We start from the raw sequence: 15,281 nt of genomic DNA on the forward strand, positions 1-15,281 counted from the left end.
ATGCGCTATGAGGAGAGAGCCAAGCTCACGGCCGTGAAAGCCCTGATCCCGCTGGCCATCCTTGTCGCCTCGCCAGTACTGCTGATAGCAGGAGCACCGATCCGCCGCCGCTATCTCCGCTACGTCTACCGCGATGAGGCCCCGCAGATCCTGGACAAGAAGCGAGGTTGGGTCAGCGCCCACTGCTTCGTGGTCACCGACCCACTCCTGCAGTGGCTCTGCTGGCCCACAGAATCACTCGCCCGTCTTATCGAGCGCCGAGGTTAAACGCCAAGCTAATAACAGGTGACGGTACGTCACTGTGCCTGCTTTGGATTAGTGTTGGATTGAACTCACTTTGTCTGTTTGTGGGGCGCAAGAGGCTTTGTGTATGCCTTCCTGACAGAGTGGATCTGCCTGGGTCCAAGGTCCGATGTGTCTCTGGGGAGGGCATGTGAGTGCCGGGGCGGGCGCTATGGCCCTGTTGTTCAGTGAAGCGGAAGGCCGCATCCGGGTATCGCTGGCTGAAGTGCCGGAGGGCACACATGCTCTGTCCGTGCCGGTACGTCGTGAGGGGATGAACCGCGCACCGCGTAATCGCCGGGGCTTGCTGCGCATTCGGGAAGTCGACCTGGTGACTGCGCGGGAGCAGCCAGTTTATGAACCTCCGGAGACTTTGGATAGTCGGCATCTGGTGTGGGCGCTCTCGGCGCAGCGGCGCTCTTGGGCCACGGTGGAGTCCCGTTTCGGAGACAGGGCGTGGGATGTAGCTCTGGCGCTGGTGCGGTGCGGAGGTGTGGTTCTGCGTTGCGCGGTTGATGACGATCTCGAGCTCGCCGGTCCGTTGGCATGGCGCCTGTCTCATTCCTGGGCATTGCAGGCGGATGAGCTGTTGCAGGAGCTGCGCGGATGGCGGGATCCCGATGAGGTACGCAAGGAACTGCTTGCGTTGATGGCGCCGGTACCGGAGTTGGAGCGGGAGCAGGTGCTGCTGGATGCCTGTCCGGCGGGTTCGCCGCTGAGGGTGCCGCAGGACAGTGCGGTCGCGACCGAGGCGTGGACTGCCTATGAGGCGGCGGTGCGCGCGGCGTCTGTGTGGTGGCCGGCGTACCGGGACGGGGAGCGGTTGTCCGCCAAGGAGTTGGCTGGCCTTGCGTTGAGCGGGTCGAAGAAGTGGACCCCTCCACGGCAGGCGGCTTTCGAGAACCTGGTCGGGATGAGCTTTGACCTGGCGCTCAATGAGGCTGACGTCGATATTCGGGTGCGGGGGCCTTTGCGGTGGCGGGTGGGGTCGGTGGCTGCCGACGCTGCGGTGGCCAAGCCGTGGATCGCTCTGCCTGCTGGCGCTCTGCGGCTGGTGGGGGAAGTCGAGCACGGCGGGCGGGGCGTCTTCTTGGTTGAGAACTCCGACACGTTCGAACGCGTGTGCGCGATACCGGAGGTCACGTCGCAGTGGCTGTGCATCTGGGGCAAGGGGTACGTCACCAACAAGCTGGTTGCCCTGCTGGAGTGGATGCGTCCGGAGCGGATGGCCATCTGGGGAGACCTGGATGCCGATGGGATTGCCATCATCGATGATCTGTCCCGGCGCTTGGACCGCAAGGTGCATCCGGTGGGGATGGAAGTGGAGATGTGGCGTGCCGGCCCCTACCGGGACCAGGAGCCGGAGCAGTATCCGAAAGCGCGCGCGCTGGCGGAGAGGATGGCGGCGGAGGGGCCGGTGGAACTGCGGGCCCTGGCGGCGGAGATCGCGGTCTCGGGCGAATCGTGTGAGCAGGAGCCGTTGCACCGGAAGGTGCTGCCTCGCTTGGTTGGGCTGTTGGAGGCGGTGCCGGCCGGTGGGTGAACAGCTCGCGTTCGGGGACGGCGATCGGGAGGATCTGGCGGCGGCTGTTCAGCTGGCCAACTGGCGGGCGTTCATGGCTCCCGTTGCTGAGGATGCTGGTGCTGTGGCGCAGCATCCGGAGGTGGCGCGGGTGGCGCTTGCGATCCTGAAAGTGTTTGCCGAGCATGCCGGGGCGCACGGGCTGTCGAAGGCTGAGGTCGTGCAGGCATTGAAGGGCAATCCTTCGGGGTGGCCGGAGGAGCTGATCGATCGCCGTTTGGCTGTCCTGATCCGGCTGGGGTTCCTTGAGCCCTATCTTCTGAAGTCCCATCAGGACCGGTATGTCGTGCGGCCTGCAGGGCTGGCGGGTGCTCTGGCGGCTGAACGGCTGGCGGAGCACGGGGGTGTTGATGAGTTGATCTTGCTGTTGGATCGGGCGAGGGCGGTGTTCGATCGCAGCAATCCCGACCCCGAGGCGGCTCTGGACTATCTGGTGTCGTGCCGGAACGCGCTGCGGGTTTTCGCTCTGGATTTGCAGCGGCAGATCGCTACCGGCACGACGGCCGAGTTGATGGAGTCCCATCGACAGCATGATCATCAGGGGTTCACGCGCCAGGTGAAGGAATTGAACAAGCTGGTCACGGACCGGTTCAGTGGTGACTGGGCGCTGGAGGAAGCTGGTTCGGCTCTGATCGAGGCGGAGCAGTTCTACCGTCTGCAGGTCATGGCCGCCGCGGACAAAGTGCTTGAGCAGGGCGGCGGCAGTCTGAACTTTGACGTGCTGACCGTGAAGGAGTACGACCACGCCGCGGTCCAGGGTGACGTCGGGCTGCTGTCGCAGGTGGGTACGGCACTGGTCGCCGACGTGCCGGCAGTGTGGATCGAGCCGGCTCAGCTTCTGGAGACAGTGGAGGGGTTCGCCCCGCGCTCGCGGGCACGCGTGCGGCCTCTCGTGGTCGAGGGCGACGACGAGGATGAGGACGATCCTTTGCAGTGGGCCGAGGATGCACACGCGCATCTACGGGAGCGGCGTCGGCTGCGGGCCGATGAGTTGTTGGCGGCAGACGAGGAAGTCGATCTCACTCAGGCGCTGTACGAAGCGGGATGGCCTGCGGCTGCGTCGATCATCACCGATGTGCTGGCGCTGAGTGCCGATCCTGACGAGCCCTATACGGTCGTGGTGGAGGACGGTTTGCTAGCCGATCCGGAGGCCTCCGTCACCTATCTGCATCCCCTGCGTCTTCGGCGTCAGAATGTGGCTCAGAGGTCCGATGGGGGTTTGGGTGGCTTCTGAACAGGACGCCATCCGTGAGGCGGATGAGGACAGAGCGTTTCAAGCAGCGTTGCTTCTGGGGCGGTTGCGGGCCGCTGGAGTGACGTCGGCCGAGACGACCGGTCCCGTGGCGGTTGCCGCTGCGGCCGCGGCCGCCCGAATCGGACGCCGGGTGATCCGCGTGCACGGGGTGGGCCAGCTGGCTGATGTGCTGGTCTTGGGGTGGGACGGTGAGACGGCACCGGCTGCTGGGCTGGCGCCGGCGCTCCGGATTGGTTTGTCGCCGGTGCCGACCCTGGTGTGGGCGGCCTGCCTGCGCGCGGCGTGGCCGCGGCCTGAGCGCGCGCCGTTTCCGGGCGGGCCGTTTAGGCGTGCCGCCATTGTGGCGTTGTGTTCTCAACTGGGCGCGGACCGCGAAGCGGTGGAGCGGGCACTTGAGCGGACCTTGCCAGAGGCCGGCCTGATCTCCATGGACGGGGACGAACTGCGGCTGGGGGCAGCCGTTGCGGCGTTTCCTGCTGTGGTGGTGGAAGGCCTGCGCCGCGGACACCATCTGCTGCCGGATCCCGGGGCGGATGAGCAGGCGAGCGGGGAGCCGGATTCGGCGGTGCCGCCGCATGAGGTCCAGGCCGATGCCGAAACGGCGCTTGAGATGTCCGATGGATATGTGGTGCGATCAGTGATCGCCACACTGGAGACGGCTCGTCGGCCGGTGCCCCGGGGTGAGCTGCCGATGCTGGCTGATCCGGCGATGCGGGCCGCGGTGGATCAGGCATTGCTGCCGTGCGGGCGGCAACTGCTGCAGACAGCGGAGGGCAACTGGGTCACCGGGTTTTGTGACCCGCTCGCCGACGCCCTGGTGGCCGAGGAGGTCGGGACCCTCGCCGCGGTGGACCGGGCCGTGCTGGCCCTGGTCCTGTTGCACACGGTGGCGATTCCGAGAGCTCGGGGGCGGCACCGGCACAACCGTTGGACGGGGGAAGCCCACACCGTCACCCTGGCGGAGCTCGCCTCCAACCGGCGGATCTCCAAGGCCGCGATGAGGACGGCGCTGCGCAGGCTGCGGGCGGCGGGCATGGTCGCGGAGACCACCACGGGCCGTTACCTGCCCGGTCCCGCCCTGGAGCGCATGAGCGAGGCCCGCAGCAACCTGCTCTGGGAGGACCTGATCCTGGTCGGTCGGCCCGGTGGGCAGCTGGCCGCCGCCATCCGTCGGCGGCGTGGCCTCGAAGTCCCCGCGTCTCGCGGCGAGTTATCTGAGATCCCGACAGAGACGGACCGCATGTGAGTCAGCAGATCCCTAGTGCACGTGGCAAGCGGGGAGTGATCGGTACCCGTCAGCTGGTCGCTGTCCAGACGTTCTCCATTGCCCGTTTGACCTCCCACCCGGTGGCGATCGTCCCCGGCACCTTCGTCGCGGTGACCGGGCGGGGGCCGAAGGACTCCAATGAGTCGGGAAAGACCAGCTTCCTGTCTGCCCTGGCCCTCTTGCTGGGAGACCCGGAATGGCGCATGACGGGCGGTGGCTCCGTGCACGCACCCAAGCTGCTGTTCGAGCCCGTCACCGCCGGCGCATCGCCAGAGGTGAACGAGGCCGCCTCGATCGGCTATGTGGTGGGCGTCTTCGCCGAACCCGAGGATCCGCTGGGCAGCGCGCACACCGTGTGGCTGCAGGTATCGGCCAAGTCACCGCACATCGAGGTACGACACAAGGAAGGGGTGCACCTTCTACTCGGCGGAGACGATCGCAGCCAGCACGAGCTGGCTCCAGGGTTCTTCCGCGCGCTCGGTGGTAAAGCCCTGGGGGCCACGGACTACGCGGAGGTCCTCTACGGCCGCGCCCCGCGTCTGCTGGCCTACATCATCAGCCGCGGCGGTATGCGGTCGCGGCCCTCTTTGCTGAAGCTGGATGCGGGCACCTTCACGTCCGTGCAGATCGGGGAGGCGCTGCTCGATCTCACCGGCAAGGCCGGCATGCTCGCCACGGACGTACAGGCCCGCAAGGATCTGGCTAGGACGCAGAAGAACCTGGCCGACAAACTGGCCGACGCCGAGAAGTCCTGGCACGAAGAGGAAATCATCCTTCACTCTGTCGAAACCCGGCAACGGGCCCGGGTGGAGGCCGGCCGGGCTCACCGCTTCTGGCGCCTGGGATCGGCACGCGCCACCCTTGATGCCGTTGTCTACGAGCGCCGGATCGGCAGCAGCCTCGCCCGTGTCGAGGATGATCTGGCAGCTCTGGCTGCGCGGCATGGTGCAGTGCAGGGCCAGCTCACCAAAGCCCGCGACATCGGCCAGCTCCGGCAATCGGCCCGTTCCGCACAGGTGCGCAGCGACGAGCATCAGCGGGAGGTGGAGGAGGCCAACGAGAAGGTGGGACTGCTTCGAGGCGACTTGAAGCGGGCGCAGCAGGATCACCGCCAGGCGCGGCAGCAGGCCGAGGACTACGCCGGCCCCTCCCCCACCGAGCTCGCCCAGCACGTCAGCGACCAGGAGGCACGTCAGCTCGAGGTGAAGGCGGAACTCCTGCTGGCCGAGGAACGTGTCAGGGCGCTGGAGGGAGAGCTCGCCGAGGCCCGGGAGGGGCGCACCGGCCAGGCGGGGGCGGCGTTGCGGGCCCTGGAGGGGGCAACGTCCCACCGGAGGGTGGGGCTGATGGCCACCACTCGCGTCCGTCCTGAGGCGCGGTCTCAGTGGGAGGCCCGCCTGGCGCCGTGGAGGGAGGCGGTGTGTGTCGCCTCCGATGCCCTGGAGGATGCCAGCCGTGCGGTGAGCACTCTGCCCGGGACCATCCTCATCTGCGGGCCGTCGAGCGAACCGGAAGCGGCAGGTTCCGGCGCCCCGGATGGCTTGCCCGAGGGCATCCTGGACGCCGATCCCCTGGCGGTGCCGTTCCTGCATGCCCTGGCCGATGCCACCGAGGTGACGGTTCCTCCGCATGCCTGGCTGTCTGGGCTGGGGGTCCGCATCATCGGAGGCTTCGAGAAGCCGATCGCTGGCCAAGAAGACATCTGCGCCCACCTTGAAGGGCGGCGGGACCAGGCCCGGGCCCAGTGCGCTGCGCTGGAGACCGCAGCCGACCTGCACCGTCGCCGGATCGCCGAACTGCGCCGGGACATCAAACGGGCCGAGGCCCAAGAGCTCGCACAGCGGCTCGTTCCCAAGATCCGCGACCTCGAGGACACCCACGCCCAGTGCGTTGCCGCGCTGCCCGGGCTGCGTACGTTGGCCAAAGAGGCAAGCGAGACAGCGCATGAGGCTCAGACGGCGTTCCTCACCGCGAAGGAGCGCGCTGACAAGCTCGAGGGCGAACTGCGGAAGCTGAAGGACGACAGGGCGCAGGCGACGCGGAGGAAGGAGAAGCTGGAGGAGCTCCGCAGAGGGTCAAGCACCGACCGGGCACGGATGATCTGGACGGGCTCTGAGGAGGAGGCTTTGGAGGAGCTCAACTGGAGCTGCCTGCCCGAGGATGAGCCCGGCGCGGAGCCGGCCGACGGCATCAACTCCTACGCCGTCGTACCGCGGGACACCGAGCGCCCGCCCGAGGTCCGCACCTGTGCGGACCTTCGCAGCGAGAGCCGGTCCCGGCTGACGGCGGCGCTGACGAGGCTCGCCGCAGACACGGCAACCACCGGTGTGGCCACCGTGGAGATCGCCGACGCCCTGCACCATCACGAGGCGCACACCCACGATCCGCACGACACCATCTTCCGTGGCTCGCTGACCGCGCTGAAGACGTGGCTGGATGAGTACGAGGAGCGGGACGCAGGAGCTCGGGAGCAGGTGGAGGTGAAAAGACGGGAGCGGGAGGACGAACAGAGCTACCTCCACGACCTCGTCGAGGAGTCACGCCAGGCCCTCGAAGAAACCCAGGAGTCCATCAAGGAACGCGTGCACAGTTCGCTGGAGCGCATCAGCAACCAGCTCAACCTGCTGCACAAAAAAGAGGGGTACGCAGCCGACCTGCTCTACAACGTAAGCGCGCCGGAGAGCGCCGAGGGCCAGTGGATCTGCCATGTCGTGCCCCGGTGGCAGCGCAACCCCGGCGGCTCCTTGCTGGCCTACGATGCGCCCACCAACACCGCCCAGGAGAAGCTGTTCTCCATCCATCTCGTCCTGGCCGCCTTGCTGGCCGCACCCGACGCGCGGGGCCGCGTCCTCATCCTGGACGAACTCGGTGACTCACTCGGCGCGGAGCACCGTCGCGAAGTGATCGCCGCACTGCGTGACGCCGCGCTAGAACACGGCATCACCGTGTTGGCCACCTGCCAGGACGGCCTGATGGCGGACGTGGGGCCGATGTGTGGCCAGGTACTGCAGTTCCGCTACTACTCGAAATCCGACCCCTTGAACCGGCCCACTGCCATGTACGGCTTCGACGCCAACCGGCGCCGCGTCAAGCTCACCTTGAATGATCTCGTGGTCAGCCGATCCTGAACGACGTGTTGCGCATCCGCCAACGGCCGTTGGCCCGACCTCGGCACCCGCAGCCGGAGCACGGCTCTCCTCGTCGTCTTCATCCTCCCTCCCCTCGTCACCCGTCATCAGTGTCCTCGAAGTCGTACGGCACCTCGGGATGCCCGTGACCGTAGGGCACTGCAACCGGGCTAGATCGACCGGGAGTTCACCGGCCGGGCGCGTGGGCCTCGCTGACGTGTCCACACCTTAGGAGCGCGCACTGACACCCACGGAAACGGTTCGACGGGCACCCGCCAGATCCTCCTCCTGATCACAGATACGCTGAGATCAACCTCCTTGCACCAGGCCAGCCAACCAGCTTGTCACCACCGACCGCGCCCGCAGCCACGCTCTATGACCAAGCGTGCCCGGGCTGTCCACCGCGCTTCCATGGCCGACTACCTCGCCCAGCGCGGTGACCTCGCCACCGAGGCCGGACAGCTGGCCCACCTCTTCTGTGAGCCCACGCTGCAGGAGCAGTTCGACCAGGCCGGACGCAACTACTGCTGGTCCTCGGCATGGAACTGGTCCACCACCCCACCCGCACGCGCTCGGACTCGGTCTGACGGCGGGCCCCGGAAGGGGTGTCCCCGCCCAGGGCCCGCAGCACGGGTCTTCGGTCAGCTCGTGGGCGGCCGGACTGCTCAGTCTGTGCGGTGTGACCGCGGGAGCCGCCAGGAGAGCGGCGGTCTGCCCAGCAAACGACCGACCTCCCCTTCGGCCTGTTCAGCATCGGCGTCGCGCTGTATGGGGAGCACGAGTACCCAGGTGACCTCGGCTTTGCGGGGGTCCCGGCGGTGCTCGTCGACGCGCGCCCGGACGGTGCCGGGACCGCGGCCCGTGGACCCCGTGTAGAGCAGGTCGAACGTTCCCGAACCGAGGAGGTAGACCGCCTTGTACTCGTCGCCTGCGTAGTCGGGTAGTGCCCACAGGGCGATCTTGGCCGGTTGCCGGCGCAGCAGCCGGTCTCCCAGGGCGTCTGCGGCCAGGTCGTAGAACCTACGCAGGAGTGTGCCTGGCAGCAGTGGGGCGATCCCTGGGGGAAGCGTCGTCACAGGGTGTCCCCTTCGCCCCGTTCCTCGGGTCGGCTGAGGTTGGCGTCCGCCTCCTTCTGCTCCCGTTCCTGCAAATTCATCTTCAGGCCCTTCAGTCGGAAGGCCACTGTGTCCGCCTGCTCGTGGAGCGCGGCCATCAGCTCCGCGGAGCATGTGATCTTGGAAAGGCTCGCCTTGTGCAGTGTCTGGACGGACGTCTCGGCGGCCCGCAGATGGCTGGGCAGGACCTCCAGCGCCTCGGCCACCGGGTTCGCCTGCTTGGCACGCTCCTGCAGCCTCTTCTGTTCCCGCTTCTCCGCCTGCCCCTTCTCGATGCTGGCCGCGAAGGTGCGGATGTACGCGCTGTCGGCCTCCAAGTCCTCCAGCGGGCTGTACGGGGCCTGTGGGGAGATCCGACGCGGATTGGCGCGTCGGCGTTCATCGAAGGAGGTCACGAACGCCGTGATGTTCTCTTCCAGCTGGGCGGGGCCCCACGGTGAGGCGTGCATCATCTCCAGGACGACCGACACCGGGGCCGTGGTGAAGGCGGCCGGGATGTCCTGCTCCAGCAGGTCCTCGGTCTGACGGCCGGACCCTGTGTCCGTGCGCAGTGCCCCCGTGAACGTCGTGGCGATGGCACCGACCACGAGGAGGAATGCGATGTGGTTGCCGAGCATCGCGTCGCCGGTCTCGATTCGCTTGTCGTCGTTCACGAGCCCCTGGGGCGCGGCGGCTGCTGCCTTGCTGACGGCCTCCGCGGATTCTTTCAGCTGCTCCTTCGTCACCCGGTAGTCCGGCAGGCGGTCCTTTCGGTTCCATACGTGCTTGGGGATAGCATCGCGGGTCCACGCGCGCTGTCCGATCTCAAGTCGGGACTGCTGGTGCTCGTTTCCCTTCCAGTGCTTGCGGTCGAGGGACTGCAGGGGGCGGCTGATGACGGCTCCGGCCAGCTCGCTGAACTGCTTGGCGTGGCACCGGCTGATCTTCAGTTCGCGGCGCAGGGTCGCGGCGATGTGCGGGCGCCATGTGGGATCGATCAGATCGGCGATGGCCTGGTAGGCCCAGTCGAGGTAGTCCCATCCGCTACGGAGCGGGCCGCGATCCTGCTGGCGCTGGCGCTCGATGAGGGACTGAGGTGCGGCCTGTGTCAAGTCGGACAGCACAGCCTCGTGGATGGTGCGGCGCTTGGAGGTGTGGGAGTGGGCCTGCTGCTGGTGGTGGATCAGGCTGACGACCTCCATCACGAAGCGGTGGACGTCCACATCAGGGGCCGGGCTCCAGAGCTCGACATCGCACTGCAGGGCGCGCCAGCGGGCAGCGGTCTCACCGACGCGCGTGGCGAAGCTGGCCTCGCCCTCACCGCGGGCTCCCTCGGGCTGAGCACGGAGACGGGTCGACTCTTCGCGCAGGTCGCGCAATTCCCCGTTGACTTCACGGGCTTTCTCGCGGATGAGGTCGCCGACACTGTCCTGGGTCATGACCGCGCATACGGCGGGATCCAGGCCCAGGATGGCGAAGGCGGCAGTGGTGCGCGAGATGCCATCCACGGTGAGGAAGCGTCGGGTCTCCTTGCCGTCATGCCGGATCACGAGGGGGACCATGATGATGCGGTCCGAGATGCCCTCGGTGGCGACCATAAAGCGTTTGTCGTTGCGCTCCTGGGTCTGGTCGGTGATGCGGCGGACGGCGACTTCGAGTCTGTCCTGACTGTCGACATTGAGGACGAGCCAGCCGTCCTCACTGCCGAACCTGCCGGCGCTGATGACGAGGTCGTCCAGGTCCGGCAGGGTGTCACCGCTCTGGATCGCCTCGATGAGCTGGTCGTAGAGCGGGTCGGCGGGGGATGCCTCGGCATCGGCCAAGCGCGGCTGCAGAACGAGAGCGCCAGCGAGGGGGCTCGACTGGAACATCCGCAGCTCGGCCCTGTCCCCGCTGGGCAGCGTCTTGGGGAACTTGGCGCGTATGTGCTTGGCCGCCTCGGGGCCGAGGGCGGTGGCGGCGACGAGCTCGCCGAGCGGGTCGCCCTTGAACTGCTTGACGAGCGCGGTACGAGCCTGGCCGGTAGGGGGCTGAATCGGCTGCAGGCGATCCAGGAGCCTGTACGGGTCGTCGGCGGGTGGCGGGCTGAAGGTCTGTGCCATCGAGGTCCTTCCAGCCGGCTCCGCAGCAAAGGCGGCGGGGGCGGCAGCGGGTACGGGAGTACGCGGCTGCGGCCCCAGGCCTGGATGGCAGGCAGGAGTCCGACAGGAACGACACGATGCCGGAGGCGGTCGGTCGTCTGTTCCCGCTCGGAGCACCGCACACCCGTTCCGGATGCCGGTCTGGCAGCGGAAACGGCTTCACACGCCGGCCGTGACCGAGGCGTGGGAGAGCGTGCGGCACTACCCGGGCGGGCAGTCGCATAACTATTGAACCGTCAGAAAGGACCGCCCGAGCCTCCATTCAGGATTTGCCCGGAAAAGTACCGCTGCTGTCTCGTCGCGGCCCCGGGGCCGACCGCGTAAGGGCCGGGACCCTGAGCCGGGTATACGGCGGGGCGCAGCGGCTGTCCGCAGAGGGCACATCGGTCGCGGTCACCGGTGCTGGTCCCTGGGAGCGGGCGGTAACGGGCAGGACAGCGCAGACGCGGGCGCGAGATCCTTGAGCGCATGACGCGGGCACCAGGCAGTCGGGTAAGGGATCGGGACTATGTGGCGCGGGTTCGCAGGCACCGGACCAGTGCCCTGCTGCCGCTGATCGCGGGAGCGTCGGCAGCCTATTCGTTGGGGTCGTCGTGGCTGGAGAGCTCGTACCGCAAGTACACGCCGTGGGCGCTGGCTGATGCCGCGCGGGTGTCGCTGGCGTGCGGGAACGAGTACCGCTAGGACGCGAGCGATGCGGATCTGCTGCAGATCTTGGACATGTACGTGCGGCTGGAGGACCACTTCCTGCGCGACACCGACGAGGATGCTCTGGGCCGGTGGCTGCTGCGCGCCTCCGGGAGCAGATGACCTATCAGGAGTCGGTGTTCCAGGGTCTGGCGCGTGCTCGCCGAGGCTCCGTTGTAAGTCCGGCCTCCGCGGCTGTCTGCCGTCCCCACGCAGCACCCGCCCGGCCCGGCGGTGGCTCACCCCCGAGATCCGTCGCGACGATCTGCGCGCCGTCCTGGAACAGCTCGCCGCTGTCCGTTCGGACCCGCCTGTTCCTGGTGCGGAAGCGACTGGCCGGCACTAAAACTTGGACGATGGCCCTTCCTTCTGCGCCCGTCGAGTGGCCCCGGTCGTTCACTCGCACTGATCACGAGTTCCAAGGTCCGCGTCGGAAGGACCCCTGCCCGTGTGGCAGCGGCAGGCAGACACGTCGCTGCCACTCCGATCGCAGCGACGGCCGGTGGCTGTGGCCAAGCGCCATGCCTCTGCTTGCCGGGGCGCGCACCGGATACATGCACCCCAAGTGTTACGCGGCCGCCAGCAGGGACTGCTCGGAAAAGATCTCACGGGAACACTGGCTGTCGGCGGACGTCCTTCGGGGCATGACGAACGGCAAGACCATCACCGTGCTGGGCATGCCCTGGCAGAAGGGCAGCACTCACCAGCTACCCGTATCTGCTCTGGCCGCGAACATCCTGTGCCAGCGGCACAACAGTGCTCTCTCGCCTCTCGACGTCAGTGCGTCTAGCGCGTTCCGTGTCCTGTGGCACTTTCAGGAAGACCAGCGGCGCGTTCCCGATCCTCATGGTGCCGAGTTCGCCCTCGTCAACGGCGATGAGCTGGAGCGATGGCTCCTCAAACTGCTGTGGGGGGCCGTGGCTGCCGGTGCCCTCAGCCACGAAGGAAATCCGGTGCGAGCGTTGCACAGCAGCGCGAGCAAGGAGGCACTGCTGGACTACCTGTTTCGGGACGGAACCTTGCCGGAAGGGTGGGGCCTGTATATGGCCGGGCGACCGGACCGCTTGTTCTCGGGTGAAGGGCAGGTCGCGATTCGACCGCTGGTACACCGGGGAGAATTGTGGGGTGCGGGAGTCGAGGCCGGAGCGGTCGGTGTGCGTTTCGCGTTCGGCACACCCGACGGCGATCCACGGTATGTCGTACGCCGCCCGCTGCAAATCGAACTCGCTCGCGCCGACGCTCCCGAACGGAAGATTCTCGCGCTGGCTTGGAAGGGCAGCTTCGGCCTGCCCGTGACCCAGACCCGCGTCGGCGACGGCACCACGACCGCCTACCCCACCAACTGACGGGCACCCAGCTGCTCCGCCCGGCTGACGTTCCCCTTCGAGCTGCCCGACTCGGTCCAGATTCGCGACCCCACCCTCGACCCGGCCGTATGCCGGGAGGCCGCCCGGTTACAGCCAGCCTTCGGGCGACTCATCAAGGACCCAGACCTCACACCGAAGGCCCGGCAGACGGGGCCTGAGCCAGAGCGACGAGGCGGCACGATGCCGCCCTCGTCGTCGGTCCCTGCCAGCGGACCGTCATTCGCTGGTCTTGCGCGGGTTGGGACGGGGCCCGGTGGCTCCCGGGGCGGGCCGGTTGCTCCGACGACCGGTGGGCGCTGTGTTCTGGCGGCGCTGCCGGTGATTCCAGCGGGCGCGCCACCAGGCCAGCCGGTGGGCGGAGTCCTGGGGGAAGACCGACTGGATGGCAGTGACGAGCAGGCCGAGGGCGAAGCAGGTGAAGGCCAGGGCGGTCAGCCACCACGGGGCGCCGATCAGGGCCAGGGCGATGCCGCTGATGCCGGTGGCAGCGGACGAGATCAGCGGTCGGTTCGGGTTGTGCATCGAAGGTCTCCCCCTTGAGCGGGCGTACGGGTGCGGTACGCGAGATGTCAGGAATCCGGGCGTTTTTGCTCGGCCTGCATCCAGTTCTACGAGGAGGGTTCTTCGGTGTTGTATCGGTGGGTGTCACACCTGGCGTCGGGCGCTGCGGGCTCTGGGGGCGTAGCGGTCGAACGCGTAGGTCCATGCCTGTTGCATCGACTGCTGTGTGATCAGGGCGCTGCGTGCGTGCGCGACGGTAGCCAGCCACTGCACCAGGTCGGTGGAGGTACCGGCGAGGAACTCGCCGGCCACCGACAGCCCGGGCCACCGCCACGTCGCCTTGTGCACCCGGAACCGTGCACCGGCCGACGGGTCGAGGCGGCTGGCCACGTGCGCGAACTGACGGACATTTCCACGCACTTGTCGTAGGTACTGCAGATCCCCCTCGTCGGAGCCGTCATCAGTGAGGAGGTCGATGACCTCATCCATGCTGTTCAGAGTTGCCGCGCGTGCCTCGGCCATGGCGCGTTGGCGTTCCTCGGCGCTGATGAGGCCGAAGTCGTACGCCGGGCCCACGGGGACGTCCAGGGCCAGGCGGAGGTCGGGGTCGTCGTCGGCGTCGGCGTCGGCGTCGGCGTCGGCGTCGGCGTCGGCGTCGGCGTCGGCGTCGGCGTCGAACTGGTGGTTCCAGTCGACGAGCAGGGCCTCGATGTAGCTGAGGACCTGCTCGGGCTTCAGGCCGGTCGCGGGGGCGAGGAGTGCCTCGGCGCCGGGCACGGGATCGAAGCCCGGCCGGTTGGGTTGGCGCTGGAGTGGCCACACGGCCTGTTTGTCGCGGTAGGGAAAGGCCAGGGCGCGGCCCTCGTCCGTCCATGTCGCGTACGGTTGCGGCAGCCGGCCGGTGTGTGGGGGGTCAGGCGCGACCGCGTGCCAGCCGGGCGGACGGGACAGCACCCAGCCGGGCGGACGGACCACGTAGTCGGCCGTGTCCGTCTGGATGTGGCTGGTGAGCCAGTCCCCGAAGTTGCCCAGACTGACCTGGCGCTCGGCCCGCCATACCGCGCCGCCGCCGCGCCCACTCCAGTCGTAGTTCGTGGTCCCCCGCTGCAGGTAGGCCCGACGGCCCTCGTCGGCGTAGAGGGTGTCCAGGTACAACTCGTTCCAGTCCTCGCCCTCCTCCTGCAGCAGCCGCTCGTTGGCGTCAGCCTGCGGGCCGGTGAGCAGTTCGCGGGCGATATTGGCAGCGACCTGGAAGCGGGCCGGGGAGTGCCAGGCCACGTCCTTCTCGAGGGCCTTCACAACCGCCAGCAGGTGCTGCGCGTCTGTGTCCAGCACGGTTTCGGTTGTCTCGGCTGTCGTTTCGCGCACCACCACGGCCGCCTCCAGGAGAGCGCGCTCCGGACCGGTGCAGAGCCCGGCGGTCGCCAGCCTCCACAGGTTGCGGGCAGCGCGGTGGTGCAGAAGGGGAAGCAGCCCGTCCAGGAACTCGTCCGTGAACCGTTCGGCCACCGCGATGGCCGTCACTACGGCGTCGGTCAGTGCACGGCTCTGGTAGTCGCGGAAGGCGCGCTGGTACTGCCCCGGCAGTACCAGCGATACCGCGCGCGCCCGCTCCAGCAGGTCGGCGCTAGCCCGAAGCCGCAGAGGCCGGTCCTGGCGGGGATCCTTTCGCCAGCGGGGCGGCGGCGGATAGCGCAGCACTGTGGAGATGTGCGTCAGCCTGTCGTCGGGATCCTCCTGCTCCTGCCGCTCGACGTGCTCGGTCATCAACCGGCGCACGGTCGCATCCCGCGAGGTGCCCTGCCTGGTCATGACAGCGGCCAGCGCACCGAAGGCGCAGGGCGGGAGCCGGACGTTGGTCTCTGCGGTCTTCGGGTGGACAGCCACAGCGTGATTATCAGCAGGTCGCCGGCCCCGGCGCGACACACCCGGCCTCTTCACTCCTGCCAGCGGGCCCGAGCCGGGCGCAGGGGAAGC

At 68.1% G+C, this 15,281-nt stretch carries 11 protein-coding genes; 7 read left to right on the forward strand and 4 right to left on the reverse strand.

The window, feature by feature from the left end; translation table 11 throughout:
- From AB0H86_RS06630 to AB0H86_RS06650, 5 genes are all read left to right on the forward strand, one after another.
- Positions 1-267 (forward strand): hypothetical protein, encoded by a 267-nt coding sequence (locus AB0H86_RS06630; RefSeq protein WP_362433808.1) that lies wholly within the window; start codon positions 1-3, stop codon positions 265-267.
- Between the two features lie 187 nt (positions 268-454).
- Positions 455-1,825 (forward strand): Wadjet anti-phage system protein JetD domain-containing protein, encoded by a 1,371-nt coding sequence (locus AB0H86_RS06635; protein WP_362433810.1) that lies wholly within the window; start codon positions 455-457, stop codon positions 1,823-1,825.
- Positions 1,818-3,098, forward strand: a complete 1,281-nt coding sequence (locus AB0H86_RS06640; RefSeq protein WP_362433813.1) for a hypothetical protein — start codon at positions 1,818-1,820, stop codon at positions 3,096-3,098. Before AB0H86_RS06635 ends, AB0H86_RS06640 begins: the two co-directional genes overlap by 8 nt.
- Positions 3,088-4,365 carry a hypothetical protein gene (locus AB0H86_RS06645; protein ID WP_362433815.1) on the forward strand — a complete coding sequence of 426 codons (1,278 nt, stop codon included), beginning with the start codon at positions 3,088-3,090 and terminating at the stop codon, positions 4,363-4,365. Before AB0H86_RS06640 ends, AB0H86_RS06645 begins: the two co-directional genes overlap by 11 nt.
- Complete coding sequence (locus AB0H86_RS06650) at positions 4,362-7,514, forward strand: hypothetical protein (protein ID WP_362433818.1); 3,153 nt, start codon at positions 4,362-4,364, stop codon at positions 7,512-7,514. The genes AB0H86_RS06645 and AB0H86_RS06650 overlap by 4 nt, the downstream gene beginning before the upstream one ends.
- 665 nt (positions 7,515-8,179) lie before the next feature.
- Here AB0H86_RS06650 and AB0H86_RS06655 read toward each other — a convergent pair.
- Together AB0H86_RS06655 and AB0H86_RS06660 are read right to left on the reverse strand one after the other, a co-directional pair.
- Positions 8,180-8,590 (reverse strand): hypothetical protein, encoded by a 411-nt coding sequence (locus AB0H86_RS06655; RefSeq protein ID WP_362433820.1) that lies wholly within the window; start codon positions 8,588-8,590, stop codon positions 8,180-8,182.
- The gene (locus tag AB0H86_RS06660; protein WP_362433823.1) at positions 8,587-10,710 is read right to left on the reverse strand and encodes a hypothetical protein; all 2,124 of its coding nucleotides are present in this window, start codon (positions 10,708-10,710) and stop codon (positions 8,587-8,589) included. The genes AB0H86_RS06655 and AB0H86_RS06660 overlap by 4 nt, the downstream gene beginning before the upstream one ends.
- A gap of 507 nt (positions 10,711-11,217) precedes the next feature.
- Between AB0H86_RS06660 and AB0H86_RS06665 the strand changes: the two genes are divergently transcribed.
- A complete protein-coding gene (locus AB0H86_RS06665; RefSeq protein WP_362433825.1) occupies positions 11,218-11,433 on the forward strand; it encodes a hypothetical protein in 216 nt (71 codons plus the stop codon).
- A 647-nt stretch (positions 11,434-12,080) separates the two neighbouring features.
- A complete protein-coding gene (locus tag AB0H86_RS06670) occupies positions 12,081-12,782 on the forward strand; it encodes a hypothetical protein (protein WP_362433827.1) in 702 nt (233 codons plus the stop codon).
- A 237-nt stretch (positions 12,783-13,019) separates the two neighbouring features.
- Here the strand turns inward: AB0H86_RS06670 and AB0H86_RS06675 are convergent, their stop codons facing one another.
- Positions 13,020-13,325 carry a hypothetical protein gene (locus AB0H86_RS06675; protein ID WP_362433829.1) on the reverse strand — a complete coding sequence of 102 codons (306 nt, stop codon included), beginning with the start codon at positions 13,323-13,325 and terminating at the stop codon, positions 13,020-13,022.
- Between the two features lie 123 nt (positions 13,326-13,448).
- Positions 13,449-15,191 (reverse strand): hypothetical protein, encoded by a 1,743-nt coding sequence (locus AB0H86_RS06680; protein WP_362433831.1) that lies wholly within the window; start codon positions 15,189-15,191, stop codon positions 13,449-13,451.
- Between the last annotated feature and the right edge of the window lie 90 nt (positions 15,192-15,281).

The sequence above is a fragment of the Streptomyces sp. NPDC050997 genome (assembly GCF_040660135.1).
Taxonomy (GTDB): Bacteria; Actinomycetota; Actinomycetes; order Streptomycetales; family Streptomycetaceae; genus Streptomyces.

Excerpts from the sequence above, each read along its gene's own strand:
- AB0H86_RS06630 (WP_362433808.1), top strand. The coding sequence starts at position 1 with ATGCGCTATGAGGAGAGAGCCAAGCTCACGGCCGTGAAAGCCCTGATC.
- AB0H86_RS06635 (WP_362433810.1), top strand. The coding sequence starts at position 455 with ATGGCCCTGTTGTTCAGTGAAGCGGAAGGCCGCATCCGGGTATCGCTG.
- AB0H86_RS06660 (WP_362433823.1), bottom strand. The coding sequence starts at position 10,710 with ATGGCACAGACCTTCAGCCCGCCACCCGCCGACGACCCGTACAGGCTC.
- AB0H86_RS06665 (WP_362433825.1), top strand. The coding sequence starts at position 11,218 with ATGACGCGGGCACCAGGCAGTCGGGTAAGGGATCGGGACTATGTGGCG.
- AB0H86_RS06670 (WP_362433827.1), top strand. The coding sequence starts at position 12,081 with ATGACGAACGGCAAGACCATCACCGTGCTGGGCATGCCCTGGCAGAAG.
- AB0H86_RS06675 (WP_362433829.1), bottom strand. The coding sequence starts at position 13,325 with ATGCACAACCCGAACCGACCGCTGATCTCGTCCGCTGCCACCGGCATC.